General features: G+C 40.2%; 25 protein-coding genes. 10 read left to right on the top strand and 15 right to left on the bottom strand.

The genetic code is table 11. The features are described from left to right. Window positions 1-93: 93 nt before the first annotated feature. The 6 genes from pulA to HMPREF2991_RS09360 all read right to left on the bottom strand — a co-directional run bounded on the left by pulA (window position 94) and on the right by HMPREF2991_RS09360 (window position 9,836). On the bottom strand, window positions 94-2,379 hold the full coding sequence (pulA, locus tag HMPREF2991_RS09335) for a type I pullulanase (protein WP_070567434.1): 2,286 nt from the start codon (window positions 2,377-2,379) through the stop codon (window positions 94-96). 149 nt (window positions 2,380-2,528) lie between these two features. After that, window positions 2,529-4,487 (bottom strand): NAD-dependent DNA ligase LigA, encoded by a 1,959-nt coding sequence (ligA, locus tag HMPREF2991_RS09340; protein WP_070567436.1) that lies wholly within the window; start codon window positions 4,485-4,487, stop codon window positions 2,529-2,531. An 89-nt stretch (window positions 4,488-4,576) separates the two neighbouring features. Next, entirely contained in the window at window positions 4,577-5,755 is a 1,179-nt protein-coding gene (locus HMPREF2991_RS09345; protein ID WP_070567437.1) for an MFS transporter, read from the bottom strand. Window positions 5,756-5,835: 80 nt separating this feature from the next. Further along, window positions 5,836-6,699 carry an Rgg family transcriptional regulator gene (locus HMPREF2991_RS09350; RefSeq protein ID WP_070567439.1) on the bottom strand — a complete coding sequence of 288 codons (864 nt, stop codon included), beginning with the start codon at window positions 6,697-6,699 and terminating at the stop codon, window positions 5,836-5,838. Window positions 6,700-6,701: 2 nt separating this feature from the next. Beyond that, a complete protein-coding gene (gene abc-f / locus HMPREF2991_RS09355) occupies window positions 6,702-8,603 on the bottom strand; it encodes a ribosomal protection-like ABC-F family protein (RefSeq protein WP_070567441.1) in 1,902 nt (633 codons plus the stop codon). Window positions 8,604-8,681: 78 nt separating this feature from the next. Beyond that, entirely contained in the window at window positions 8,682-9,836 is a 1,155-nt protein-coding gene (locus tag HMPREF2991_RS09360; protein ID WP_049479330.1) for a DUF4352 domain-containing protein, read from the bottom strand. A gap of 410 nt (window positions 9,837-10,246) precedes the next feature. On the opposite strand from HMPREF2991_RS09360, the gene HMPREF2991_RS09365 reads away from it, so the two are divergent. Then, a complete protein-coding gene (locus tag HMPREF2991_RS09365) occupies window positions 10,247-11,965 on the top strand; it encodes a phospho-sugar mutase (protein WP_042902233.1) in 1,719 nt (572 codons plus the stop codon). Window positions 11,966-12,076: 111 nt separating this feature from the next. Beyond that, a complete protein-coding gene (locus HMPREF2991_RS09370; protein ID WP_000434656.1) occupies window positions 12,077-12,424 on the top strand; it encodes a thioredoxin in 348 nt (115 codons plus the stop codon). A 33-nt stretch (window positions 12,425-12,457) separates the two neighbouring features. Here the strand turns inward: HMPREF2991_RS09370 and HMPREF2991_RS09375 are convergent, their stop codons facing one another. The 8 genes from HMPREF2991_RS09375 to HMPREF2991_RS09410 form a co-directional block, all read right to left on the bottom strand. Further along, window positions 12,458-13,267: an MBL fold metallo-hydrolase gene (locus tag HMPREF2991_RS09375; RefSeq protein WP_070567443.1), complete on the bottom strand. Its 810-nt coding sequence runs from the start codon at window positions 13,265-13,267 to the stop codon at window positions 12,458-12,460. A gap of 1 nt (window position 13,268) precedes the next feature. Then, entirely contained in the window at window positions 13,269-14,618 is a 1,350-nt protein-coding gene (vicK, locus tag HMPREF2991_RS09380; RefSeq protein WP_000568720.1) for a cell wall metabolism sensor histidine kinase VicK, read from the bottom strand. Beyond that, the gene (gene yycF, locus HMPREF2991_RS09385) at window positions 14,611-15,318 is read right to left on the bottom strand and encodes a response regulator YycF (protein ID WP_000722058.1); all 708 of its coding nucleotides are present in this window, start codon (window positions 15,316-15,318) and stop codon (window positions 14,611-14,613) included. The genes vicK and yycF overlap by 8 nt, the downstream gene beginning before the upstream one ends. 56 nt (window positions 15,319-15,374) lie before the next feature. Continuing rightward, window positions 15,375-16,553: an A/G-specific adenine glycosylase gene (gene mutY / locus HMPREF2991_RS09390; protein ID WP_070567445.1), complete on the bottom strand. Its 1,179-nt coding sequence runs from the start codon at window positions 16,551-16,553 to the stop codon at window positions 15,375-15,377. Between the two features lie 82 nt (window positions 16,554-16,635). Then, entirely contained in the window at window positions 16,636-17,610 is a 975-nt protein-coding gene (gene pta, locus HMPREF2991_RS09395) for a phosphate acetyltransferase (protein WP_049518760.1), read from the bottom strand. A gap of 43 nt (window positions 17,611-17,653) precedes the next feature. Next, the gene (locus tag HMPREF2991_RS09400; protein ID WP_070567446.1) at window positions 17,654-18,550 is read right to left on the bottom strand and encodes an RluA family pseudouridine synthase; all 897 of its coding nucleotides are present in this window, start codon (window positions 18,548-18,550) and stop codon (window positions 17,654-17,656) included. Then, window positions 18,547-19,365: an NAD kinase gene (locus tag HMPREF2991_RS09405; RefSeq protein ID WP_070567449.1), complete on the bottom strand. Its 819-nt coding sequence runs from the start codon at window positions 19,363-19,365 to the stop codon at window positions 18,547-18,549. Before HMPREF2991_RS09405 ends, HMPREF2991_RS09400 begins: the two co-directional genes overlap by 4 nt. Continuing rightward, window positions 19,349-20,020, bottom strand: a complete 672-nt coding sequence (locus tag HMPREF2991_RS09410; RefSeq protein WP_000151555.1) for a GTP diphosphokinase — start codon at window positions 20,018-20,020, stop codon at window positions 19,349-19,351. Before HMPREF2991_RS09410 ends, HMPREF2991_RS09405 begins: the two co-directional genes overlap by 17 nt. 128 nt (window positions 20,021-20,148) lie before the next feature. Here HMPREF2991_RS09410 and HMPREF2991_RS09415 point away from each other — a divergent pair, with 128 nt between their 5' ends. The 8 genes from HMPREF2991_RS09415 (at window position 20,149) to HMPREF2991_RS09450 (ending at window position 25,430) form a co-directional block, all read left to right on the top strand. Next, the gene (locus HMPREF2991_RS09415; RefSeq protein WP_070567451.1) at window positions 20,149-20,718 is read left to right on the top strand and encodes a CYTH domain-containing protein; all 570 of its coding nucleotides are present in this window, start codon (window positions 20,149-20,151) and stop codon (window positions 20,716-20,718) included. Window positions 20,719-20,829: 111 nt separating this feature from the next. Continuing rightward, window positions 20,830-21,789, top strand: a complete 960-nt coding sequence (locus tag HMPREF2991_RS09420) for a ribose-phosphate diphosphokinase (protein WP_001283843.1) — start codon at window positions 20,830-20,832, stop codon at window positions 21,787-21,789. Between the two features lie 9 nt (window positions 21,790-21,798). Continuing rightward, window positions 21,799-22,914 carry a cysteine desulfurase family protein gene (locus HMPREF2991_RS09425; protein ID WP_070567453.1) on the top strand — a complete coding sequence of 372 codons (1,116 nt, stop codon included), beginning with the start codon at window positions 21,799-21,801 and terminating at the stop codon, window positions 22,912-22,914. Between the two features lie 4 nt (window positions 22,915-22,918). Continuing rightward, the gene (locus HMPREF2991_RS09430; RefSeq protein ID WP_000863522.1) at window positions 22,919-23,266 is read left to right on the top strand and encodes a DUF1831 domain-containing protein; all 348 of its coding nucleotides are present in this window, start codon (window positions 22,919-22,921) and stop codon (window positions 23,264-23,266) included. A 6-nt stretch (window positions 23,267-23,272) separates the two neighbouring features. Continuing rightward, entirely contained in the window at window positions 23,273-23,488 is a 216-nt protein-coding gene (locus HMPREF2991_RS09435; RefSeq protein ID WP_000286093.1) for a DUF4649 family protein, read from the top strand. An 82-nt stretch (window positions 23,489-23,570) separates the two neighbouring features. Next, window positions 23,571-24,212 (top strand): redox-sensing transcriptional repressor Rex, encoded by a 642-nt coding sequence (locus HMPREF2991_RS09440; RefSeq protein ID WP_000653409.1) that lies wholly within the window; start codon window positions 23,571-23,573, stop codon window positions 24,210-24,212. Window positions 24,213-24,227: 15 nt separating this feature from the next. Beyond that, window positions 24,228-24,917 (top strand): gamma-glutamyl-gamma-aminobutyrate hydrolase family protein, encoded by a 690-nt coding sequence (locus HMPREF2991_RS09445; RefSeq protein ID WP_000743311.1) that lies wholly within the window; start codon window positions 24,228-24,230, stop codon window positions 24,915-24,917. Window positions 24,918-24,941: 24 nt separating this feature from the next. Beyond that, on the top strand, window positions 24,942-25,430 hold the full coding sequence (locus HMPREF2991_RS09450) for a hypothetical protein (RefSeq protein ID WP_049518767.1): 489 nt from the start codon (window positions 24,942-24,944) through the stop codon (window positions 25,428-25,430). A gap of 14 nt (window positions 25,431-25,444) precedes the next feature. Here the strand turns inward: HMPREF2991_RS09450 and radC are convergent, their stop codons facing one another. After that, window positions 25,445-26,125 carry a RadC family protein gene (gene radC, locus HMPREF2991_RS09455; RefSeq protein WP_070567455.1) on the bottom strand — a complete coding sequence of 227 codons (681 nt, stop codon included), beginning with the start codon at window positions 26,123-26,125 and terminating at the stop codon, window positions 25,445-25,447. Window positions 26,126-26,128: the final 3 nt, after the last annotated feature.

Consider the following 26,128-nt stretch of genomic DNA (forward strand, 5'->3'; position numbering starts at 1 on the left):
TCAAATTATTTGAAATTTATTCCTATTAGATATTGGTTTTTCAATATAAATCAAAAAAAGGTCTAGATTATCTAAACCTTTTTGTGGTATTTACTATGAAAGTACCTTCAAGACCGCAACGCTGATATCATCAATCACATTAGACTCTTTAGAACGACTATTAGACACCAGCATTTCAAGATTTCCTGCATTTTCAAAGTAGAAGGAAGTCCCTTTAGCATTGAATACCACCAATAAGTGCTCTAATCCACCATGAATTTCGTAAACAATCCACCCACTATTTTCAGCAGCTGTATGGACGAAGACATGACGATAAACTTCTTCGTATGTAGGATAAGAGAAAGCACGCGTTTGTGTTTTTAGACGAATAATCTGGCGAATAAATTCAATGCTTTCTTGTCTCTCATTGATTAAATCCCAGTTGACCTGATTGACACTATCTGGAGCATTGTAACTATTCATGGCCCGTTCTCTATCTGCCGCAGTCAGCTCGCCATTTTCTCCAGTAGCAAGGAGTTTGGTACGGCCAAATTCTTGACCAAGCTCTATAAAGGACATTCCTTGCATAAGAATGCTCATCGCTGTTGCTGTCTCAACCTGTCGCATAATCTTATCTGAACTGTGATCTGGATGAAGGGTTACTAACAAATCATGCAAGTTGTAATTATCGTGGGCTTCCACGTAGTTAAGAACTTGGTTTGGACTAAGATATGAGCCCAACTCTCGGCTACCAAGAATAGCTTTGGCTACAATCGGTTCTGTAGCTGCACCGCTAACAAATCCTGCCTTGATTGAGCCATAAACTTCTCCTCCTTTGATGGCATCACGCTGATCATCATTGAAGAATCCAATATTTGGCATCTGGTAAGCATTGTCCTTCTTGGCCTTGTCATAAGGTGCAAGACCAGTCCCCATATCCCAACCTTCTCCATAAGTGATAATACGAGGATCAACTTCATCCAGTGCCCAACGAATTGCCTGCATGGTTTTGATATCGTGAATTCCCATCAAGTCGAAACGGAAACCGTCAATATTGTATTCTTTCACCCAATAAAGGAGTGAGTCAATCATGTACTTACGGTACATTTCGTGTTCGCTTGCGGTTTCATTTCCAACACCTGTGCCGTTTTGGAAGGTTCCATCTGGATTCATACGATAGTAATAATCGGGAACAGTTGTTTGGAAAGGTGCATCAACCGTTGAGAAGGTATGGTTGTAAACGACATCCATAATGACACCGATTCCCGCATCATGATATGCCTGAATCATGGTCTTGAGGTCTCGAATAACCTGTCCAGGATCATCTGGATTGCTAGAGAAACTTGGTTCTGGTGCATTGTAGTTTTGAGGGTCATAGCCCCAGTTATAGGTTACATTTCCATCCTCATCGTATTCCTTATGTCGATCAAAGATTGGTTGGAGTTGAACATAATTACAGCCAAGTTGTTTGATATAATCAAAGGCTGTTGCTTGACCATACTGGTTAACCGTTCCAGTCTGGGCAGCCCCAAGGAAGGTCCCTCGAAGGTTTTCTGGAACTCCAGATGTCGGCGATTTTGTAAAATCACGAATGTGCATCTCACAGATAACGGCTTTACATGGATTTTCCAAACGCCAAGGGGCGTCTGTCCCATGTTTGACTTTAAATCCTTCTGCTTGTCTATCTTGCTGAGAGAGGATTACGGAACGTTTTCCATCAGGACTTGTAGCGATAGTGTATGGGTCTCGTGTCAAGGTCTGGTGGTGCGGAAACTCAATCTGATACTGATAGGCTTTACCTGCAAGATTTTCATCCAGGTCTACACTCCAAACACCAATGGTATTGTATTTATGACTGTATGAATAGCTATTCCCTCGCTTTAGATTAAAGGTTTTCCAAATCGGCGCGTCGTTACTTGTATTTTCATAAACGACCACTTGGACTGCTGTAGCGGTTGGAGCCCAGAGTTTAAAGCTTGTCTGGTAGTCTGAGATACTATAACCTAACTCTCCTTGATATCCCCAATGATGATCGAAACTTTCACTGTGAAAGGCTTTATCAAAAGCAAACGGGTTTCGATCTTTATAGCAAGGACTTGCAATAGCTGGATTTTCAGAATAATAAACCGTCTCATCACCATCTAATATCCAAACCTCAGTCAACAGTGGATAATAGTTAAACCGTAGGAGATAGTCTTTTGTTTTTCCATCAATTTCGACAGAAAAGGTCAAAGTATCGAGCATTTCTGCACTTGTAACTGTAAAGGAGAATTTTGCTCCAAAATAATCATTTTCATAATACAAATTTTCTTTAACATCTGCTTGTTTTCTACTGAATGAACAAGCATCATAATCCCCATTTTTTCGGTGAAAATGGATGACTACAGGGTATCTATACATTTCTTTTCCTAATTCCTAATTTTAATTTTTAAGTCATGCTGAAGAATTTAACGGGAATTTCAGCACAATATAGAATAGCTTTAATAGATATAAAAACACATCAGGAGAGATAGTTCCAGACTATCTGACATCTAGTTTTCAACTATTCTTTACAAACTTTCTAGCCAGGCCTCATCTCGAACTTCGATACCAAGTTCTTGTGCTTTTTGGAGCTTGCTTCCTGCATCTGCTCCTGCTACGACAAGATTCGTTTTCTTAGATACACTGCCTGTGACTTTGGCACCTAGACTTTCGAGTTTATTTTTGGCTTCTGAGCGTGTGAGACGTTCCAATTTTCCAGTTAATACAACGGTCAAACCTGACAAGGCCGCATCCGCTACTACTGTCTGTCCTTTGTAGTCCAGATTGACTCCAGCTTCTTTCAACTCGTCTAAGAGAATATTCGACCCTTCTGTAGCAAAATAAGTCTGAAGTCTTTGTGCAATCACACTACCCAAGCTCTCGATACTTGCTACTTCCTCAGGATCAGCTTGGGCTAGATTTTCAATAGAGTGGAAATGTTGGAGCAAGAGTTGGCTAGCCTTGCTTCCGACATGGCGAATTCCCAGACCAAACAAGAGCTTTTCAGCAGAGTTTTCCTTGGATGCTTGAATGGCCTGATACAGTTTAGAAGCAGACTTTTCCTTGACACCTTCTAAAAGGAGGAAATCATCTTCTTTCAAACGGTAAATATCTGCCACATCCTTGACTAAATTGGCAGCAAAAAGCTTTTCAACAATAGATGGACCAAGTCCTGTAATATTCATGGCGTCTCGAGAGGTAAAGTGAATCAAGCCTTCCATGATTTGAGCAGGACAACGAGGATTGATACAACGAAGAGCCACTTCATCTTCAAAATGAAGCAACTGACTGTCACAGCTCGGACAGTTAGTCGGAATATCTAGTTTTTCTTCAGAAACACGTTTAGACTCTACAACACGCAAAACAGCAGGGATGATATCTCCAGCCTTATAAACGATTACCGTATCATCTTTTCGGATATCCTTTTCAGCGATATAATCTACATTATGCAATGTTGCACGGCTAACAGTTGTCCCAGCAAGCTGAACAGGTGTTAGATTGGCAGTCGGAGTCACAACACCCGTACGACCTACTGTCCAGTCAACTGAAAGGAGCTGGGCTTCTTTTTCTTCAGCGGGAAATTTATAGGCGATTGCCCACTTGGGCGCTTTAACAGTAAAGCCGAGTTCTTCTTGACCTGCTAGGTCGTTGACCTTGATGACCACTCCATCAATATCGTAAGGAAGTTTCTCCCGTTCTTGTCCTACTTCTTGGATGAAATCCCATATCTCATCTATACTTTTAGCCAATATTCGTTTAGGATTAACTACAAAACCAAGCTGTTCAAGATGCTCCAAGACTTTTTCTTGACTATCACGAGTAGAAGGGCTGGCTTCTTGATAGAGGAAAGTCGCAAGATTGCGTTTGGCCACTACTGCTGTATCCAGCTGACGGAGGGTTCCTGCAGCTGCGTTACGAGGATTAGCAAATTCAGGCTCTCCATTTTCTTGGCGAGCTTGGTTGACCAGATCAAACGAAGCGCGTGGCATGTAACACTCTCCACGAACAGTGATATCAAGTTCTTCTGGCAAGGTCAAAGGAATATCCTTGACACGCTTGAGGTTCTCTGTGATATTTTCTCCAATAGACCCATCACCACGTGTGGCACCGACTACCAAAATTCCCTTTTCATAAGTTAGCGAGATAGACAAACCATCGATTTTCAGCTCGCAAATATAGGTCGGGTGGGGTAATTCCTTTCGCACACGCGCATCAAAAGCTTCTAACTCTTCACGTGAAAAAGCATCCTGCAAACTATAAAGAGGATACTGATGACTGTATTTTTCAAAACCATCTAAAACCTTACCACCAACACGATGAGTTGGACTGTCTGCTAAAACTTGATCCGGATAGGCGGCTTCCAATTCGACCAACTCTCGGTAGAGGCAATCATACTCACTATCTGAAACCGAGGGATTGTCACTCGTATAGTACTCGGTCGCATAGCGGTTAAGTAAGGCAACTAACTCATTCATTCTTTCATTCATAATCCCATTTTACCACAAAGCAAGCCCTCCTCACAATAGAGAAGGACTGAAAAATGATTCGTAATGAAATATTTTCTAAAAAAGAGAAATTATAACTCTTTTTTAAAATGACTTCGCACATAAACGAGGGATAAACAAGACAGGATGATAACACCGCTTCCAATTATCAGAAAAGAAGAGAGATGGACACTTGGTAGCACCGTCATAAAGCCTTTTGCAATCGGCATAAATAGGATGGCTAAGGTAAAAATGGTGCTTAGTACTCTTCCCAAGTATTCCCCCTCAACCTTGGTTTGAACCTGAGTAAAAAAGTGAATGTTAAATATCGTCATAAACAGTTCACAAACTAAATTTCCAGAAAAGGAAAGAAAAGTTGGCAGTGGTAACCCCATCATAAAAACTCCAACTCCAGTCAAAGCCAATAGAATCAAAAGATTATAAACACCTGCCTTTATTTTGCTAGCTAGAAGAGCTCCGATAATCGAACCAATAGCGCCCATAGTTAAAATAGTTGCATAAGCTCCTTCTACCCCGTATAGTCGATTTGAAAAAGGGAGGAGAAATTCAAAAGCTGCAAAAAAGAAATTAACACTGGAAGCTACTACCAAAAGGAAAAAGATCTCTTTCTGGTGCCAGATATAGCCAAGTCCTTCTTTCATATCAGCAAAAATATTTTTCCAGCTGAAAGTCTTTCCCTCTTGCTCCTGAGTTTCTTTTTGGGGGAGAAAAGCTACTAAGGTAAATGCGATGAAAAAACTAATGGCATCTAAAACAAGTGTCATATGGAGACTAGAAAATTGTAAAACGAGGAAAGAAAGTACAGGGGAGCTAACACCTACAACCTGCAAAACGAGCTCTAAGCGAGCATTATAGGTCACAATCTCGTCTTTTTCTACAACCTCAGTTATAATGGCTTTATTGGCTGTACGAGAAAATGCAAAGGCAACCGCCTGAACAATATTGGCAAAGATCAGAGCAGCAATCATCAAGCTATCATTTCTGATGAAAGAAATAGCTAAGCAAAGAACGCCACAAATCAAGTCTGTCGTCATCAAAATTTTGCGACGCGAAAAGCGGTCTGAAATCACTCCGCCAAAGGGATTGACCAGAATCGATGTGACGAGTTCAGAAATTTGATAAATCCCAAGAACAGTCTGCCCTATCGTTCCCATTGATGCCAACCAAACACTGTTTCCATAATCATAGAGCATATTTCCTATTTTATTAATAGCACCACGACTAATCAACTGGATTGCATGTCGATTCATATAAAAAACCCCTCTCAAATTTTGAAACTATTGTATCAAAACTGAAAGGAGTCTCTTTATTTTTCCCTTATTTGGGAAATTTAAGGATTTACAAATTTTTCATAATGTTCCTGATAGTAAGCCACTTGCTCTGGAAGTCCAAGCACAGCAAAAATATGCATGGCCTCCCGCATCTGACTACAACCCTCTTCTTTCAAGTCTCTCTGGTAGAGGGCGAAACCTTTGAGATAATGGAAGATATTGCGCTCATAAAGCTTGATACCATTTCCAATTAACTTCTCCACATAGCCCTCAAAATAGTCCGCATCCGCAAAGGATCGATTTTCCAAACAATGCTGGTAACAGTTGAGAGCTAAAATCAAAACAAGTTTTCGATGCCGACCAATTTCTTTGTAGTAGTCTTCCCTCTCCATGACTTCTCTGCCAATCCGAGCTACATAGTCCACATTGTAGAAAGTATAGAGATTCCCGAAAAGAATCAACTCATACATAGTCCATTCTTCTGTTTGAAAAAGATAATCTGCGACCTTTTCCAAATCACTCTGACTCATCGTGTAACGAGCATCTCTTTGACAAATCAGACCTTGTAGCAGAATCCAATTCAGCTCAAAATAGAGGGGATTGGTCGAACTCTTAGCCTTTTCAAGTTGTTCTCTTTGAAGCTTTTGAAAACCTGCAATATCATTTGAGTAGTAAAGCGGAATAATCTGTGCCATCAAGGCAACATGTTCATGATTTTGAAAATCTCTAGCCTTGTCCATGAAATTTTCAATAGTCACATGAATATTGTCCAAAATCTCAAAGAAACGAGAAACTGCTAGATCAGACTCCCCAAGCTCGAAGCGAGATAATTGAGAGGTTGAACATGATTCACCTGCCGCCTCTTTCAAGGAGTACTTCCCACTTGTTCGAAATTCACGAAATACCTTTCCTAGATGTTTCATCTTTACACCTGCTCTGATAATTCTTCCCACTCAAGCATGGCTTCTTCCTGACGATGGCTAATTTTGTCCAGTTCAGTCTGAAATTCCATGAGTTTTTCAGCATCGTTGGTTTCCAGCATTTTTTCAGAAATGGCTTGGCTTTGAGTTTCTAACTCTTCGATTTCAGCCTCTAAACTCTCTATTTGGCGCATGAGCTTACGGGCTTCTTTCTGACTTTCTTTCTGGGCCTGATAGTCATTAGCTGGACTTGCTTCTTTTGCTTGATTGCTAGTTGAAGCATCTTCTATCTGGCTGACTTCTATTTCAGCCTTTTTCTCAACATAGTAGTCATAATCTCCAAGGTAGAGGGTTGAGCCATTTTCAGACAATTCCAGTACATGAGTGGCTACACGATTGATAAAGTAACGGTCGTGGCTGACAAAAAGAAGGGTTCCATCAAAATCAATCAGAGCATTTTCTAACACTTCCTTGCTATCAATATCCAAGTGGTTGGTCGGCTCGTCCAAAATCAAGAAGTTATTGTTTTCCATTGAAAGTTTGGCAAGCAACAAACGGGCTTTCTCGCCACCTGACAGCATCCCTACAGACTTTTTAACATCATCTCCTGAGAAAAGGAAGGCACCAAGACGGTTGCGGATTTCAACTTCTGGTGTCAGTTTAAAATCATTCCAAAGTTCATCCAGAACCGTATTACTTGGTGTTAGCTTGCTTTGAGTCTGATCATAGTAACCAACATCCACATTAGCGCCAAAACGCCTCTCTCCCTTGATAAAAGGGATCTGGTCTACTATTGACTTGATAAAGGTTGACTTCCCAATACCATTTGGTCCGACAATCGCAACAGCATTCATCTTACGAAGGTCGAGATTGATTGGCTCTGAAAGTATTTCCCCATCATAGCCAATAGCTGCATTTTCAACAGTCAGGACAACATTGCCTGATGTTTTTTCCGTCTGGAAGGTCATGTTGGCTGATTTCTTGCCAGCTTCAGGCTTGTCCAAACGCTCCATTTTTTCTAGTTGTTTACGGCGAGATTGAGCACGTTTGGTTGTTGAAGCTCGGACTAGATTGCGATTGACAAAGTCTTCTAGAGCCGCGATTTCCTTCTGTTGCTTTTCATAGTTTTTTGCTTCAGTAGCTAGCTTTTGCTCCTTCAACTCAACAAAACGAGAGTAATTGCCTACATAGCGATCTAAGGAATGCTTGGTCAAATCCAGTGTAACCGTCGCAACCTTGTCCAAATAATAACGGTCGTGACTGACAATAATGAGTGCACCGCTATAGTTCACCAAGTAATTCTCTAGCCAAGCAATCGTTTCAATATCCAAGTGGTTGGTTGGCTCGTCCAAGACCAAGAGATTTGGCTTTTCAAGGAGCATTTTGGCAAGTGCCAGACGGGTATTTTGACCACCTGAAAGCTCGGCAATTTTCATCTGCCACATAGACTCGTCAAACTTGAATCCATTCAAAATCAATCGAATATCAGCTTCGTAGGTAAAGCCACCAGCCTGACGGAAATTCTCTGATAAACGATCATAATCCGCCATCAGTTTATCTAGATCTTCACCAGACTTTTCACCCATCTCCAACTCCATCTGACGCAGTTGTGTCTCTGTCCGACGCAAGTCATCAAAGACGTGAAGCATTTCATCGTAGATGGTATTTTCAGACTCAAAACGGCTATCTTGGGCTAGGTAAGACAGAGAGATATCTTTTTTCTTATTAATTTCTCCACTAGTTGGCTCCTCTTCTCCAACCAAAATCTTTAAAAGAGTAGACTTACCTGCACCATTTTTCCCAACAAGAGCAATTCGGTCTCGTTCATCTACCTGCAGATTAATATTATCAAAAAGAACCTCACCAGCAAAAGATCGTTCAATTTTATTAGCTTGTAAAATAATCATATCTCTATTTTACTATCTTTTTCTCTTTTGCACAATTGCAACGAAAAAAGTTCGAGTCATAAACTCGAACCTTTCATCTTAGTATCCAATGCCTCCACGGAATGTGCGAGCCATATCTTTCAATTCATAGTTTTTAGAAGAGGTATCGATGGTCCATTTTCCATCTTTCTTAGTCATTTTAATTTCATAACCCTCTTTCTTCATGTTATCACTAGTGTCTAGAGGAGTTGAATCAAATTGACTTGGTGCATTTTCTAAAATGTATTTTTCACCAGCTTTCATAGCTTCAGAGTAGTTGCTATATTTACCTTTGTTTTCTTCGTAGAATTTACGGCTCAATTCATAAACATTCAAGTTATCCAAGTCGATTGTTTCTGGTCTAACATAAACAACAGCATAGTCTGGCAAGTATGTCTTCACCTTGTAATCAACTTTTGCTCTCTTAGCATTTGCTTTGATGTAAGCATCTGCGAATGTTCTAAGTTCTGAATCAGACGGTTTGTAGTTATAGAAGCCTTTTCCGAACGATTCTGTAAATTTCTTGATAAACTCTTCTTTATCAGCTTTCGCATCGTTTGTGAATTCAGCACTATTATCAGAAGATTTTTTATCATCAGCAAGCGCAACAACTTGTGACTTATTATCAGTAGCACTTAGGTTCGTTCCACCACCAGAACTTTCCCCATTAAGGTAAACAGCATCGACATATTTTTTCATTACATCTTTCGCTTCATCAATATTGTCTTCATACTGACTTGGATCCACCTTGATTGCTACATCGTTATTCTTTTTAGAATTTTCTTTGATGTCATCGTAAAAGCTAGGTGCAAAGTGAAGTTCATACTTAGCATTCTTATCGACTTCATACACTACATAACCAGCAACGCTCTTTCCTTTAGAAAGACTGTCACCATATGACATAAATTTCGTTTTACTGTCGCTTTCATAAACTTGAATTGGTTGTAATTTTTCATCCTTTTCATTGTATAGCGTGATATCTTGGCTAGTAAAACTAAACTGTTTATCACGATTGTTCTTGATTTCGACTTGAAGTGCAAGGTATGTTGATGATGAATCCTCATCTTTAGGCAATACATACATACCGTCTTTTACAGAAACCTCAAAGTTAGAGTTTGAAGCTGTACCATTGTCGCTTGCTTTTTTTTGAGCTCCACAGGCAACCAGTGCTAAAGCTGATAAAAGCAAGGCAGAATGCTTAAGAATTTTTTTCATAATGGATTCTCCTTTAATGATTTACTATATTTTACCATACGCAGAATAAAAATCAAAACAGAAACCAGATATTTTCAAAATATCTTAAATTTATAGAGTTTTAACTTAAATTTTTCTATCTGTTCATTTGATGCATTAAAGGATTCTTTATAAAAAGAATAGAATATAACAATATTTTTGATTTTTTTCTTCAACAAACCTACAAAATGAATTATAAACTTTCATGTTATAAAGTATCTAATAATTAATTTTCATCCCTAACTTAGTATAAGTAAGCACAGTCCCCACCATTTTCCCGCTAAAGTGCAAAAGTTAATTTCCTACATTTTAAGTTATGCTAACGTTTTACTAAAATGTCAAATCGTGATATAATGAAAGCGATTAAAGCAAATAAACAAAGGAGACACTCTATGACTTACCAAGAAAATTATCAAAAATGGGTCGATTTTGCTGACCTTCCAGACTACCTTCGTCAAGATTTAATCAATATGGACGAAAAAACAAAGGAAGATGCCTTTTATACCAATCTTGAATTTGGTACCGCTGGTATGCGTGGTTTGATCGGTGCTGGTACAAACCGCATCAATATCTACGTTGTTCGTCAAGCTACCGAAGGTTTGGCTCGTTTGATTGAGTCAAAAGGTGGAAACGAAAAAGAACGTGGTGTAGCAATTGCCTACGATAGCCGTCACTTCTCACCTGAGTTTGCCTTTGAATCTGCGGCAGTTCTTGCTAAACACGGTATCAAATCTTACGTATTTGAAAGCCTCCGTCCAACTCCAGAACTGTCATTTGCAGTTCGTCACCTCAACTGTTTTGCAGGTATCATGATTACTGCCAGCCATAACCCTGCTCCATTTAACGGTTACAAGGTTTACGGTGAAGACGGTGGACAAATGCCTCCACATGACGCGGACGCTTTGACTACTTACATTCGTGCTATCGAAAATCCATTCGCTGTGGAAGTTGCCGATGTAGAAGCGGAAAAAGCTTCTGGCTTGATTGAAGTTATCGGCGAAGCTGTTGATGCAGAATACCTTAAAGAAGTTAAAGACGTAAACATCAACCCAGCCTTGATCGAAGAATTCGGTAAAGACATGAAGATTGTCTACACACCACTTCATGGTACGGGTGAAATGTTGGCTCGTCGTGCTCTTGCTCAAGCAGGATTTGACTCTGTTCAAGTTGTTGAAGCACAAGCAACTGCTGATCCTGACTTCTCAACTGTAAAATCTCCAAACCCAGAAAGCCAAGCAGCCTTCGCCCTTGCTGAAGAACTTGGTCGTCAAGTTGGTGCAGATGTGCTTGTTGCAACTGACCCTGACGCTGACCGTGTTGGTGTTGAAGTTCTTCAAAAAGATGGTAGCTACCTTAACCTTTCAGGTAACCAAATCGGTGCTATCATGGCTAAATACATCTTGGAAGCCCACAAAAATGCTGGAACTCTTCCTGAAAATGCAGCTCTCTGCAAATCCATCGTATCAACTGACTTGGTAACGAAGATTGCTGAAAGCTACGGCGCAACCATGTTCAACGTTTTGACAGGTTTCAAATTTATCGCAGAGAAAATCCAAGAATTTGAAGAAAAACACAATCACACTTACATGATGGGATTTGAAGAAAGCTTCGGTTACTTGATTAAACCATTCGTACGTGATAAAGACGCCATCCAAGCCGTTCTTGTCGTTGCTGAGCTTGCTGCCTACTACCGTTCACGTGGTTTGACACTTGCTGACGGTATCGAAGAAATCTACAAAGAATACGGCTACTACGCTGAAAAGACTATCTCTGTTACCCTTTCTGGTGTTGATGGTGCAGAACAAATCAAGGAAATCATGGCTAAGTTCCGTAACAATGCTCCAAAAGAATGGAATGCAACAGCTATCACTGTCGTAGAAGACTTCAAGGCTCAAACTGCTACTGCTGCTGATGGTACTGTTACAAACTTGACAACTCCTCCAAGTGATGTGTTGAAATATACACTTGCTGACGGTTCATGGATTGCAGTTCGCCCTTCAGGTACAGAACCAAAAATCAAGTTCTACATTGCCGTTGTGGGTGAAAGCAACGAAGATTCACAAGCTAAGATTGCCAACATCGAAGCAGAAATCAATGCGTTTGTTAAATAAGAAATTATAAAAGATGAGACCAACCAATCTCATCTTTTTTTCGTATCAAATCTAAGCATTTTTAGAAACTTTATGGCATACTAGACTTATCAATGAAAGCGAGGTAATCTCATGGAACAATTTTTAGAAAACATTAAAGACCTTGAAGTCACTACAGTTGCGCGTGCGCAAGAAGCTCTTGATAAGAAAGAAACTGCAACCTTCTTTATCGGTCGCAAAACTTGCCCTTACTGCCGTAAATTTGCTGGTACCTTGGCAGGTGTCGTAGCTGAAACTAAAGCTCACATCTACTTCATCAACAGTGAAGAACCAAGCCAACTCAATGAATTGCAAGAATTCCGCTCACGTTATGGAATTCCAACCGTACCAGGATTTGTTCACATTGCAGATGGACAAATCAATGTCCGTTGCGACTCTTCCATGTCCGCACAAGAAATCAAGGACTTTGCTGGATTGTAAAAAAACAACAAAAGAAGGCACTCGCCTTCTTTTTTATATATCTGTCAATGGTGTTGCAGTATCTGGTGAGGTATCGTAAACTTTAAAGTCTACTCCGACTCCCAGATCCGCTTGGGCTAGCTGGTTGACCATAGTCATATGAGCCAGTTCTTTGATATTGTTCTCTTTAGACAAATGCCCAAGATAGATTTTCTTTGTTCGATTTCCCATTGCACGAATCATGGCCTCAGCACCGTCTTCGTTAGAAAGGTGACCGAGATCCGATAGGATTCGTTGTTTGAGTCGCCAAGCATAAGATCCTGCTCGCAAGATTTCTACGTCGTGGTTGGACTCGATGAGATAACCGTCAGCATTTTCGACAATCCCAGCCATACGGTCACTGACATAACCTGTATCGGTCAACATGACGAAGCTCTTGTCGTCTTTCATAAATCGGTAAAACTGGGGTGCTACTGCATCATGGCTGACACCAAAACTCTCAATGTCGATATCGCCAAAGGTTTTGGTTTTGCCCATTTCAAAGATATGCTTCTGCGAAGAGTCCACCTTGCCGAGGTACTTACTATTTTCCATAGCCTGCCAGGTCTTTTCATTGGCGTAAAGATCCATGCCATATTTACGAGCCAAGACACCGACTCCATGGATATGGTCTGAGTGCTCATGCGTAATCAAAATCGCATCCAGATCTTCTGGTTTGCGATTGATTTCAGCTAGCAGGCTGGTAATCTTCTTACCAGACAGGCCTGCATCCACTAGGATCTTCTTTTTTGGGGTTTCCAGATAAAAGGAATTTCCACTGGAACCTGATGCTAAAATACTGTATTTAAAGCCTATTTCACTCATTCTAGTCTTCTATTTCGTCCTCCCATATTTCTTCTTTTACGGCATCCTTATCATAAGGGAGCACTATGGTAAAGGTCGATCCCTTACCGTATTCACTTTTGGCCCATATAAAGCCATTGTGTTGTTTGATGATTTCTTTTGCGATGGCTAGACCTAGACCAGTTCCACCTTGAGCCCGGCTTCTTGCACGATCTACACGGTAAAAGCGGTCAAAAATCTTCGGCAAATCTTGCTTTGGAATACCTAGACCTTGGTCTTTGATGGATAAAATCATCTGGTCATCTGTGGTCTTCATGCTGACAGTAATTTTGCCACCATCTGGTGAGTACTTGATGGCATTGTTAAGAATATTATCAATCACCTGAGTCATCTTATCGGTATCAATCTCGATCCAAACTGAATTAATAGGGTAATCTCTGACAAGCTCATATTTTTTCTCGTCATCCTGGCTTCTCATCTTATCAAAGCGGTTGAGAATAAAGGTGATGAATGCTGTAAAATTAATCAATTCCACATCTAACTGAGTGGTCGCATTATCAATACGAGAGAGATGCAAGAGATCTGTCACCATCCGCATCATACGGTTGGTTTCATCGAGTGAAACCTTGATAAAATCAGGAGCAACAGGATCATACAGAGCTCCCTCGTCCAAGGCTTCAAGATAAGATTTAACACTGGTCAAAGGAGTTCGCAACTCGTGACTCACGTTCGAAACAAAGAGTCTTCGCTCACGCTCTTCCTTCTCCTGCTCGGTCGTATCATGTAAAACGGCAACCAAACCAGAGATGAAACCTGACTCACGACGAACCAGAGCAAAACGTACACGAAGGCTCAGGTATTCCCCATTCACATCCTGGGAGTCAATCGTCAACTCAGGAATCTGTGTAATTAGATCACGCAGCTCATACTCATCTTCTATCTTAAGCAATTCAAGGATGCTTTTATTCAGAACATCTTCTTTCTGCACACCGAGCTGTTTCTTGGCCATATCGTTGATCATAGTAATCTGGCCACGACGATTGGTCGCAAGAACGCCATCTGTCATGTAAGAAAGAATACTGTTCAATCGTTTACTCTCTTGTTCCAGATTTTCTTGGGTCAAACGAATAACTTCTGACAAATCGTTCAGATTATTGGTGATATTGGTGATTTCTGTACTTCCTTGCAAGTCCAAAACTTGAGAATAATCACCTGCAATCAAGTCCTTAACCTTTTGATTTATCTCTTTCAGACGGATATTATCCCGACGATTTTCCAGTAAGAGCAAGGTCACCACCAAGATAAAACCAAGTAAAATCAGAATAAAGATAAAATCGCTGGTCAGAATAGTTTGTCTAATATCTTCAATCATTATTTCTCATATAGTATCCAACACCACGACGTGTGAGAATGTACTCTGGACGACTTGGAGTGTCTTCTATTTTCTCACGCAAGCGTCTAATGGTCACGTCCACAGTACGAACATCACCAAAATAGTCATAACCCCATACAGTCTCAAGCAAGTGTTCACGCGTAATCACTTGTCCAATATGAGATGCCAAGTGATACAAGAGTTCAAACTCACGGTGGGTCAAATCTAATTCCTCACCATATTTCTTTGCCACGTAAGCATCTGGGACAATTTCCAAATCACCAATTTGTAAAGGCTGCGTCTTCTTCTCATCAGACTCTTGGCTATCCACAGAAACTAGGTCGGTACGACGAAGCAGAGCCTTGACACGAGCCTGCAACTCACGGTTTGAGAAAGGCTTTGTAACATAATCATCTGCACCTAACTCTAAACCAATAACCTTGTCAAACTCGCTATCCTTAGCTGATAGCATGATAATCGGCACGCTACTAGTCTTACGAATAGCTTTAGCAACTTCTAAACCATCAATTTCAGGTAGCATCAAGTCGAGGATAATAATATCTGGTTGCTCTGCTTCAAATAGCTCGATTGCCTCACGACCATTGAAAGCTGTAACGACTTCATAACCTTCCTTGGCCATATTAAACTTAATAATATCTGAGATTGGTTTCTCATCATCTACAATTAATATTTTTTTCATTTTATCACCTTTTCTTTATCTATTATAACAAAAAAATGTAAAGAAGGCACAAATGGCTACTGTAGGCCTTCATCTTCAAGATTTGTTTTATAAGCCTGCCAAATTTTTTGTTGAGGTTTCGCAAGTGGATAATCAGAAAACTCCTGAGGAGAAACCCAGCGAATTTCTCTGTCCGAAAACTGTTTTGTTTCCGTCACTTGACCAGCGATGATTTGAATATGCCATTTCCGATGACTAAATACATGCTTGACCTGGTCAAATACTTGCTGGGACCAATTCACTTCTAAATCATAATCTTGCTCAAAGTTTTCTTGAGGACTTGGCCCAAATACTCTGCTTTCCTCTGTGACTTGTGAAAAGAGATCTAGTTGATTGTCATCACTTGAAAAATCATCAACTTCAATCAATGGGAAATGCCAAAAACCAGCTAGCAGTTTCTCGCTTTCATTTTTCTCTAGTAAAAATTGTCCTTGGTCATTGCGTACAACCAAAGCCTTGAGATAAATTGGTAGGGGCTTTTTCTTGGGTTCTTTAATCGGATAACGACCCATGGTCCCATTCTGATAGGCTGCGCTAAAATCCTTAACAGGGCTTTCTTCTGGTCGAGGGTTAACTGGTGCCTCTATGTCAGAGCCTAAATCCATCAGAGCTTGATTAAAGTCTCCTGGCCGTTTCGGGTCAATCAAGATTTCCATCATAGCTTGGAAAATCTTTCGATTGCTGGGAACTCCGATATCATGATTAACCTCAAACAAGCGTGCCAAAACCCGCATGACATTGCCATCAACCGCTGGCTCAGGCAAATTAAAAGCGATACTGGAAATAGCTCCCGCAGTGTAAGGGCCAATCCCTTTTAAACTAGAAATTCCTTCATAGGTGTTTGGAAATTGACCCCCAAAGTCAGCCATAATCTGCTGGGCTGCAGCCTGCATATTGCGTACGCGGGAATAATAGCCCAACCCCTCCCAAGCCTTCAGCAGACGCTCTTCAGGGGCATTGGCCAGACTTTCAACAGTTGGAAACCAGTCCAAGAATCGTTCGTAGTATGGAATAACTGTATCCACTCTGGTCTGCTGAAGCATGATTTCAGATACCCAGATATGATAAGGATTTTTACTTCTCCGCCAAGGCAAATCTCGCTTGTTTTCATCATACCAGTTGAGGAGTTTTTCACGAAAAGAAATAATCTTCTCCTCCGGCCACATGACGATACCGTATTCTTTCAAATCTAACATATATCTAGTATAACATAGAAGCTTCTAACTGTCCTTTTCTCAGTACTAAAAAGCCTCTTCCCATGGGAAAGAGGACTAAATCTTATTGATGAACTGCTTGAGCTGCTGTGATAAGGGTCAACTTGTACACATCATCTGCATTACATCCACGAGAAAGGTCGTTAACTGGTTTGTTCAATCCTTGCAAAACAGGTCCGACAGCCGCAAAACCACCGAGACGTTCTGCCATCTTGTACCCAATATTTCCTGCTTCGATACCTGGGAAGACAAAGACATTTGCTTGACCAGCTACATTACTTCCTGGAGCTTTAAGAGCTGCAGTTTCAGGAACAAAGGCAGCGTCAAATTGCAATTCACCATCAATCTCAAGGTCAGGGCGCAAGTCGTGAGCAATTTTTGTAGCTTCCACTACCTTATCAACACTTTCACCAAATCCTGAACCTTTAGTAGAATAGCTTAGCATAGCAATTTTAGGTTCAATACCAAACATCTTAGCTGTAATTGCTGAGTTGATGGCAATTTCAGCCAAGGCTTCTGCATCTGGATTGATGTTAATGGCACAGTCACCAAATAGGTAACGTTCCGTACCACGTACCATGAGGAAGGCACCTGAAGTACGAGTTACATTTGGACGAGTTTTGATAATTTGAAGGGCTGGGCGAACTGTTGAGGCAGTTGAGTGAATCGCACCAGATACCATACCGTCAACCAAGCCCAAGTAGACTAGCATCACACCAAAGTAGTTGACATCTTCAACCAAAACTTTGCGCGCTTCTTCTTCAGTCATTTTGCCCTTACGACGCTCTACTAAGGCAGCAACCATTTCTTCGAATTGAGGATAGTGTTGGGGATCAATCACTTCATAACCATCCATGATCCCCTCGATTTCGAGATAAATTTTAATTTTTTCAGGGTTTCCAAGCAAAACAGGAATCACTTCTGTTTCTTTTACCAAGCGTTTTGTCGCTTGAAGAATACGTGGCTCTTCCCCTTCAGGGAGAACGATACGAGCATTTTTGCCAACCAGGTTGGCTTTGAGACTTTCAAAAACTTCCATGAGTTTTCTCCTTTAAGAAAATAAATTATACTCCAAATAGATTTTAAAGAGTATTAGTTGATAACTGAGTAATAAGATTGCTGAAATCATCCGGTAAGGGGCTTTCTAGTTGCAAATCTTGCTCTAGAAAAGGATGATAAAAAGATAAATAATGGCAATGCAAGGCCTGGCGCTGAATACCGTCGTCTAGGCTGCCTCCATAGAGATCGTCTCCCAACAAAGGAAAACCGATATGAGAAAAATGCACTCGTATCTGATGAGTTCGTCCAGTATGCAGACGAATATCGACTAGGTGAATATTTCCATAAGACGCTATAACTTTATAAGATGTATGGGCGTATTTCCCACCTTTGGCAACCCGTCTCGTGATAATGGAGTCCACATCACGCGCAATCGGGGCGATAATCTCCCCTTCAGGCTCCAAGACACCAGCTCCTTTAACCAAAGCAAAGTAACGTTTTTCGATAGACTTTCGTTGCAGTTGCTTGTCTAAACGTGCATGAGCGTAGCCGTGCTTGGCAAAGAGCATCAAACCAGAAGTATCTCTATCAAGCCTAGTCACGATGTGAACTTGCTGATTTTCATAGTTTTGCTTGACATAGTAGCCCTTGATAAAATTGGCAATGGTATTGGAATGATTGACACTGGGGATGGAAGCTACTCCATAAGGCTTATTCAAAACCAGAAAATGGTCATCCTCATATAAAATATCGAGTGGTCGATCAATAGCTTCAAGGCTCTCAAACCCTTCCTCTGCAGGAATGTCAATAGTTACTCTATCTCCAATATCTAAGAGATAGGTCGCATTTTGAGCTTGGCCATTGACCCGTATAGCCCCGCCTCGAAACTTAATCTTAGCCAAAAGTCCCTTGGAAACCTCATGTTTCTTGAGGAAAGTTTTGACTTTGACGTGGTCATCTGCGATAAATTCGAACCTCATTCATCCACCTCGCCGATGAAGGCATCTTTAACACGATTCCAGAAACTAGTGTGGCTTGGAGTCGCTACGAAGTGAATCTTGTGATGGTCGATTTGATACTCAATCCGTTCGATATTACGGAAGGAATAGACGCTGTTATCGACTGATATCGTGTGGTAATCATTGCGTGTCGGCAAGAGCTCAATCTTATCTTTTTTGGGAATAATGATTGATGAACCCAAAGTGCGATAGACTCGGTTGTTAAGACTCGCTATTTCCGTCAACTGTAAGGCTTCAATGGTCGGATGCAAAACAGCTCCACCCAAGGATTTGTTGTAGGCAGTACTTCCCGTCGGCGTTGAAACAGTCACTCCATCTCCACGAAATCGCTCGAACGGAACATGGTTAATGATGATATCCGCAACCATGGTGCGGTCTGATCGACGGATGCTGGCTTCATTTAAAGCACGGAAGATTTTCACCTCTCCATTTTCAAGCGTTACCTTAACATTCAAGACCGGATAAGAAACTTTGGCACCAGTATCTAGTAAAAGATTGGTCACCAATTGATCCAGCTCAAAATCACGATAATCTGTGTAAAATCCCAAGTGTCCTGTATGTACACCTACAAATCGAACCTTGTCTAACTGGTTCTCGTACTTATGAAAAGCAGACAAAAGCATCCCATCACCACCAATCGAAATAACGATATCGGGATTTGTATCATTAATTATAAAATGCTGTTTTTTGAGTTTTTCCCTCAGTTTATGTAAAACTTTCTGACTCTGTGGCTTTCTATTTGCTATGAGGTCAACTCGTTTACCTGTATTCTTCATCTGTATCGTCACTATTTCCTACACCATCGTTTAATTTTCTGCTCAATGGATCAAAGAGAGCCTGCGCTTCCTGGATATCATCACGAATCTTACCCATTTCTTCATCCAGTTGATAGGCTATTTTCGCTGTGATTTCCAGCCTTTTCCTGATTTCTTCTGGAAAATCTCCCTGATATTTATAATTGAGCGAGTGTTCAATCGTAGCCCAGAAATTCATGGCTAAAGTCCGTATTTGAATTTCCGCCAAAATCGTCTTAGCCCCGTTGATCGTATCAACCGTGTACTCGACAACCACGTGATAAGAACGATAGCCTGAAGCCTTACGATGAGTGATATAGTCTCGTTCCTGAACGACTCTCATATCTTGGCGTTTACGTAGAATCTCAACTACCTCTTTAACGTCATCAACAAACTGAACCATGACACGTAAACCAGCAATGTCTTGCAGATCATGTTCCAGACTTGCATATGTAATTCCTCGACGAGCCATCTTTTCTTTAATACTTTCAATCGGTTTAACACGACCCGTTACAAACTCAATCGGAGAATGCTTGTTTTGCTTACGATACTGTTTGCGAATTCCCCGAAGTTTGATCTTCAATTCACCAACAGCTTGAATGTAAGGATCTAAAAATTCTTCCCATTCTATGGTCATACTTTCTCCCTTGTAATGTTTGATTGCTCTGTCGAAAATCTTTGATTTTTTCAGTACATTCGTATACAATAAATACATTGTCCATTATACCATAAATCGCTTTCAAAGATATAGAAAAGGTTGAAAAAATGAAACATTTAGAAATAGAATTGAAAACACTTCTGAAAAAAGAGGAATATGATCATCTAAAAAAACAGTTTTCCCATATCCAACCCGTTCTTCAGAAGAACTACTACATTGACACACCAGATTTCCAATTGCGTGAAAAGAAGGTTGCCATGCGCATTCGCACCTTTTCAGATTGGGCGGAATTGACCTTGAAAGTGCCTCAAACTGTAGGAAATATGGAATACAATCAGAAACTAACTCTTCCAGAAGCTGAATCATACCTAGAAAAACAAAAACTACCTCAGGGTCTCGTTCTAGAGAAGCTCTCTAAGATTGGCATCGAAAGCCATGACTGGTTTGTTCTAGGCTGTCTTTCCACTCTACGTTATGAAATGAAAACTGAAATTGGCTTAATGGCCTTAGATGAAAGTCACTACTTTGACCAGACGGACTATGAACTCGAGCTTGAAGTCACCGACCATGAAAAAGGGAAAGCTGATTTTAAGAGATTTTTAGATGAAAATCAGATTACTTATCAGAAAGCTCCTTCAAAATTAATTCGTTTTATTAAAAGCATGAAAAAAAGCTGAAATAATCTCTATTTTTTGGTAAAATAGAAAAGATAAAAATAAAAGAATCTGGCTTTGAAAAACAAAACTTTCTCAAAGAAGATTCATAAAGTTTACAGAGGACGGTCTATAATGTCAGATAGAAACAACATGAAACTTTTCACCCTAAACTCTAACCATGAAATCGCTCAAAAGATTGCGGATACAGTTGGTGTACCTCTTGGGAAATTATCCTCTCGTCAATTTTCTGACGGCGAAATCCAGGTCAACATTGAAGAAAGTGTCCGTGGTTACGATGTCTACATCATCCAGTCAACCAGCTACCCTGTTAGCAACCACTTGATGGAGTTGTTGATCATGGTTGACGCTTGTGTACGTGCAAGTGCTCATAGTATCAACGTTGTCCTCCCTTACTTTGGTTATGCGCGTCAGGATCGTATCGCTTCTTCTCGCGAACCCCTCACTGCAAAACTAGTTGCAAATATGCTTGTCAAAGCTGGTGTAAGCCGTGTTCTAACGCTTGACCTCCACGCTGTTCAGGTCCAAGGTTTCTTTGATATTCCTGTAGACAATCTTTATACTGTTCCTCTATTTGCTAAGCACTACTGTGATAAAGGACTTCTTGGTTCTGATGTTGTTGTTGTCAGTCCAAAGAACTCTGGTGTTAAACGTGCACGTAGTTTGGCTGAATACCTTGATGCTCCTATTGCTATCATTGACTACGCCCAAGACGATTCTGATCGTAACGAAGGCTATATCATTGGGGATGTTGAAGGCAAGAAGGCTATCTTGATTGACGATATCCTAAATACTGGTCGTACTTTCTCTGAAGCAGCCAAAATCGTTGAACGTGAAGGTGCAACTGAGATTTATGCAGTTTCTAGTCACGGTTTATTTGTTGAAGGTGCAGCAGACCTTCTTGACGCTACAAACATCAAAGAAATCCTTGTGACAGACTCCGTAGCAACCAAAGAAAGAACTCCAGAAAATGTATGCTACATTACTGCTAGCGAATTAATTGGTGATGCTATCGTCCGCATCCATGAAAGAAAACCAGTCAGCCCACTCTTTGCTTACAACAAAAAGAAATAAGGTGATTCTTTGATTTATTTGGACAATGCTGCTACGACTCCTATGTCAGCAGTAGCTATTTCTGAAATGACCAAGGTCATGCAAGAAACTCATGGTAATCCTTCTAGTATTCATAGTCATGGTCGGCAGGCTGGCAAACTCTTGCGAGAGGCTCGTCAGGACTTAGCCCACTTGCTAGGAACCAAACCTCAACATATCTTTTTCACGTCTGGCGGTACAGAAAGTAACAATACAGCCATTATCGGCTATTGTCTCCGTCATCAAAATCGTGGAAGACATATCATCACGACAGCTATTGAACACCATTCTGTACTTGAAACTATCGATTATCTGGTGCAACATTTTGGTTTTGAAGCAACTATCATCCAACCAGTAAATCAAGAGATAACTGCCCAGCAAATTCAAAAAGCCTTACGTGACGATACCATTCTCGTTTCCACCATGTATGCTAATAATGAAACAGGAAGTCTCTTACCTATCGCTGAGATTGGACGTATTTTAAAAGATCATCCTGCTGCATATCATGTAGATGCTGTTCAAGCTATTGGGAAAATTCCTATCCATCCAGAGGAGTTAGGAATTGATTTCCTCAGCGCTTCTGCCCACAAATTCCATGGACCAAAAGGAGTCGGATTTCTTTATGCTTCTTCCGCGGATTTTGATTCCTACCTTCACGGTGGAGACCAAGAACAAAAGAAACGGGCTGGAACAGAAAACCTCGCTGCCATTGTAGGTATGGTCTCTGCTCTCAAAGAGGATTTGAATGACCAAGTTGAGCATTACCAAAAACTAAGCGCACTTAAATCTGTTTTTCTAAAAGAGATTTCCGATTTAGACTACTATCTCAATGAAAGTCAAGACCAACTGCCTTATGTTTTTAATATCGGTTTTCCTGGTCAGAAAAATGATTTACTTTTACTTCGGTTAGATCTTGAAGGAATTTCAATTTCTACCGGTTCGGCTTGTACTGCTGGTATTGTGCAAACCAGTCATGTGCTTGAAGCATTTTATGGGTCTGATTCGCATCGTTTAACAGAATCTGTCCGTATCAGTCTTTCTCCTCTTAACACTGAGGAAGAACTGAAACAACTCGCACAAACCTTAAAAAAAATTATTGGAGATTAAACTAATGGCATTCGAAAAAACCATTAAACTACAAAACTGCCGCTACGACTATACACTTAGTCCAACTGTTAAAAAGTTCACACTGAAAGATAATACTTTCTTTGAAACAAAAGTTGGAAACTTCGAACTGACTCGTTTGCTTGAGAAAGTACCCAACAGTGGTGAAGGTTTCAAGCTAAAAATCATCATCAACAAAGACCTTACAGGTGCTAAACTCAACATTACTGACAAGTCTGGCCTTCGTTTGGTCAATATCTTTAAATCAGAAGACCACCACATTCATCAGGAAAAATTCTACTTCCTCATGGACAGTTTAGTAGAACGCGGTATCTTCACTAAAGAAGAAAGATAATTGACTATGTATCGACTTACCTATCAAGATAACTATCACGTAGAACGTACACTTGAATATAAGGATTACGAAGAGCTCATGTTATCTCTATCAGGCTGTGTGACCCTACCTGATACTCTCCTAATCAGCTCCTTAACGCTGAATGATAAGGTGATTTATCAAGGATTGGTTGGCGATCTCTACCGTTTTCTATCACAAGCTCATTTTTCAGATAAAAACTAAGAAATTTCTTAGTTTTTTCTTGTTTTTGTTGATTTTTTCACAATGTTTCTATAAAATAGAAGAATAGAAAGGTTGTGATTTTGTGAAAGATAAACAGTCTGCTATTCCAAAAGCAACAGCAAAAAGACTCTCTCTTTATTATCGAATTTTCAAGAGATTTCATGCAGAAAAAATCGAACGTGCCAACTCCAAACAAATTGCAGAGGCTATCGGTATCGATTCTGCGACCGTTCGTCGGGATTTTTCCTATTTTGGTGAACTAGGTCGTCGAGGTTTTGGTTACGATGTCAAAAAATTGATGAATTTTTTTGCTGATCTCCTAAATGATAACTCAATTACAAATGTTATGTTGGTTGGAATCGGAAATATGGGCCATGCCCTTCTCCACTACCGCTTCCATGAGCGTAACAAGATGAAAATTATCATGGCCTTTGACCTAGATGACCATCCAGAAGTTGGAAGCCAGACACCTGATGGGATTCCAATCTATGGTATCTCTCAGATTAAAGAAAAAATCAAAGAAGCAGATGTCAAAACTGCTATCCTAACAGTTCCAAGTGTTAAATCACAAGAAGTTGCCAATCTTTTGGTTGATGCTGGTATAAAAGGTATTCTCAGCTTTTCCCCTGTTCACCTTCACCTTCCAAAAGATGTGGTTGTTCAGTATGTCGATTTGACAAGCGAACTCCAAACCCTCCTCTATTTTATGCGTAAAGAGGATTAGAAAGCGAAAGCATGTATGAAAAAACCAGTTATTGGGATTACAGGAAATGAAAAAGCTCATCCAGATGATGACATCATGATGAGCTATGCAGCAAAGGGCTTTGTTGAAGGAGTCAAGGACGCTGGCGGAATTCCAATCATCCTACCGATTGGTGATCAAGAAATGGCTGCCTATTACATCAGTATCATTGATAAGCTCATCCTAACGGGTGGGCAAAATGTTGATCCAAAATACTATGGTGAACCAAAGGCTATTGATAGTGATGACTACCACCTTCAAAGAGATATTTTTGAACTAGCACTTATTAAAGAAGCGATTAAGCAAAAGAAGCCAATTTTCTCTGTTTGTCGGGGTACTCAACTTTTCAATGTCGCCATGGGGGGCACGCTTCACCAAGATATTGAGGATCATTGGCAGGACTGTTCAGCCGAATACACGACCCAACGCCTCGTAACGGAACCTGATACCATTCTCCGAGAAATCTATGGAGAAATCTCTCACATCAACTCCTTCCACCACCAGAGCATTAAAGATCTAGCCTCAAATCTTAAGGTTGTAGCACATGATCCTAAAGATGGAATCATTGAGGCTGTGACAACTACGGACGGCTTTCCTTATCTTGGTGTTCAATGGCATCCTGAATTTCTCTTTGAAAATCGTCCCAAGGATAAAACATTGTTTGACTATGTTGTTAACGAACTCTAGGACTTATAAATAGGTTATTAAAACATGAATGAAATTAAAATACCTTCTACTCATGAGATTTTGAGAGATATAGAAGCTAATGTTTTCATATCTTATAAGGAAAAGGAAGCTAATCTTTTCTTATCAAATAATGAAAAAGAAATAACAGTTTGCTTTCATCTTTCTAATCTCTATAGACTTTTAACAGCGGAAAGTTACCAATCTTTTTCTAAGAATAAAGAGAATTTCGATAAACTATCTCAAAAAGAAAAAGAAAAACAGCTGAAAGAAATGTCTAAAAAGGCAAAACGATTTTGTAAAAAGGCAGATGCCAAACTAAAAAGTAAATTTCATTCAAGTCTTTACTTTTACAGAGATATTCTCATTCATAAAAAAAGATATTATAAAATCGAAGATTTCAATGCGATTGTCAACTTTATCGTTCAAGAAAATTTACTTGTGCCCACGATAAAACCTCTTCCTGTTATCAATATGACAGAAGTAGATTCCTATGTTTTAGAAGTGATTGAGTAAGATCATGTGTAATCTTAAATCAAATCTGTCTTTTCACGGTAACTAAAGTAATCCGAGTGCGATACAATCAAATGGTCCAAGAAAACAATTCCCATCAGTTCGCAAGCTTCCTTGACTAGCTTAGTGACATGGTCGTCGTTTCGACTAGGAGATACAGCACCAGATGGATGATTGTGAACGAGAATCACAGAGGTAGCCAGATGCTTGAGGGCATAGTGAAGGATTTCCCTTGGTTCAGCAATGCTACGTGTCGCAGAGCCGATAAAAATGGTCTGCTGATGAATGATTTGATTTTGAGTATTGAGATAGAGTGCCACTAGGTGCTCTTGTTTTTTATCACCAAGTTCCTGTTGCATTTTCTTGGCTAGCTTTTGACTACTGAGAATACTTTCCATCTCAAGGGTTTCGTGCTTGTGAATGCGATGTCCCAGTTCAATCACCGCTTGTAATTCAATGGCCTTAATCCGTCCAATACCAGACAGACTCTGCAATTCCTGCAGGGTCATTTTCTTTAAATCAGTTAGACTGTTAAGATTATTCAAGACTTTTTGGGCAATTTCAAAGACATTTGCCTGACGCGTTCCCGTTCTGAGCAAAATAGCTAGTAATTCTTGATTGCTCAGCGCCTCTACTCCTTCTTTAACTAGTCTTTCTCTAGGCAAGAGTGAATCTTCTTGGAATGAAATACTGTACATAAA

Source organism: Streptococcus sp. HMSC072D07, assembly GCF_001814835.1.
In the GTDB taxonomy this organism is placed as follows: Bacteria; Bacillota; Bacilli; order Lactobacillales; family Streptococcaceae; genus Streptococcus.

Coding starts and splice junctions, on each gene's coding strand:
- HMPREF2991_RS09445 (WP_000743311.1), top strand. CDS start 24,228: ATGAAAAAACCAGTTATTGGGATTACAGGAAATGAAAAAGCTCATCCA.
- pta (WP_049518760.1), bottom strand. CDS start 17,610: ATGGAAGTTTTTGAAAGTCTCAAAGCCAACCTGGTTGGCAAAAATGCT.
- HMPREF2991_RS09435 (WP_000286093.1), top strand. CDS start 23,273: ATGTATCGACTTACCTATCAAGATAACTATCACGTAGAACGTACACTT.
- vicK (WP_000568720.1), bottom strand. CDS start 14,618: ATGATTGAAGATATTAGACAAACTATTCTGACCAGCGATTTTATCTTT.
- radC (WP_070567455.1), bottom strand. CDS start 26,125: ATGTACAGTATTTCATTCCAAGAAGATTCACTCTTGCCTAGAGAAAGA.
- HMPREF2991_RS09350 (WP_070567439.1), bottom strand. CDS start 6,699: ATGAAACATCTAGGAAAGGTATTTCGTGAATTTCGAACAAGTGGGAAG.
- HMPREF2991_RS09430 (WP_000863522.1), top strand. CDS start 22,919: ATGGCATTCGAAAAAACCATTAAACTACAAAACTGCCGCTACGACTAT.
- HMPREF2991_RS09405 (WP_070567449.1), bottom strand. CDS start 19,365: ATGAAGAATACAGGTAAACGAGTTGACCTCATAGCAAATAGAAAGCCA.
- HMPREF2991_RS09370 (WP_000434656.1), top strand. CDS start 12,077: ATGGAACAATTTTTAGAAAACATTAAAGACCTTGAAGTCACTACAGTT.
- yycF (WP_000722058.1), bottom strand. CDS start 15,318: ATGAAAAAAATATTAATTGTAGATGATGAGAAACCAATCTCAGATATT.
- pulA (WP_070567434.1), bottom strand. CDS start 2,379: ATGTATAGATACCCTGTAGTCATCCATTTTCACCGAAAAAATGGGGAT.
- HMPREF2991_RS09360 (WP_049479330.1), bottom strand. CDS start 9,836: ATGAAAAAAATTCTTAAGCATTCTGCCTTGCTTTTATCAGCTTTAGCA.
- HMPREF2991_RS09375 (WP_070567443.1), bottom strand. CDS start 13,267: ATGAGTGAAATAGGCTTTAAATACAGTATTTTAGCATCAGGTTCCAGT.
- HMPREF2991_RS09400 (WP_070567446.1), bottom strand. CDS start 18,550: ATGAGGTTCGAATTTATCGCAGATGACCACGTCAAAGTCAAAACTTTC.
- abc-f (WP_070567441.1), bottom strand. CDS start 8,603: ATGATTATTTTACAAGCTAATAAAATTGAACGATCTTTTGCTGGTGAG.
- HMPREF2991_RS09420 (WP_001283843.1), top strand. CDS start 20,830: ATGTCAGATAGAAACAACATGAAACTTTTCACCCTAAACTCTAACCAT.
- ligA (WP_070567436.1), bottom strand. CDS start 4,487: ATGAATGAAAGAATGAATGAGTTAGTTGCCTTACTTAACCGCTATGCG.
- mutY (WP_070567445.1), bottom strand. CDS start 16,553: ATGTTAGATTTGAAAGAATACGGTATCGTCATGTGGCCGGAGGAGAAG.
- HMPREF2991_RS09415 (WP_070567451.1), top strand. CDS start 20,149: ATGAAACATTTAGAAATAGAATTGAAAACACTTCTGAAAAAAGAGGAA.
- HMPREF2991_RS09450 (WP_049518767.1), top strand. CDS start 24,942: ATGAATGAAATTAAAATACCTTCTACTCATGAGATTTTGAGAGATATA.
- HMPREF2991_RS09410 (WP_000151555.1), bottom strand. CDS start 20,020: ATGACCATAGAATGGGAAGAATTTTTAGATCCTTACATTCAAGCTGTT.
- HMPREF2991_RS09365 (WP_042902233.1), top strand. CDS start 10,247: ATGACTTACCAAGAAAATTATCAAAAATGGGTCGATTTTGCTGACCTT.
- HMPREF2991_RS09345 (WP_070567437.1), bottom strand. CDS start 5,755: ATGAATCGACATGCAATCCAGTTGATTAGTCGTGGTGCTATTAATAAA.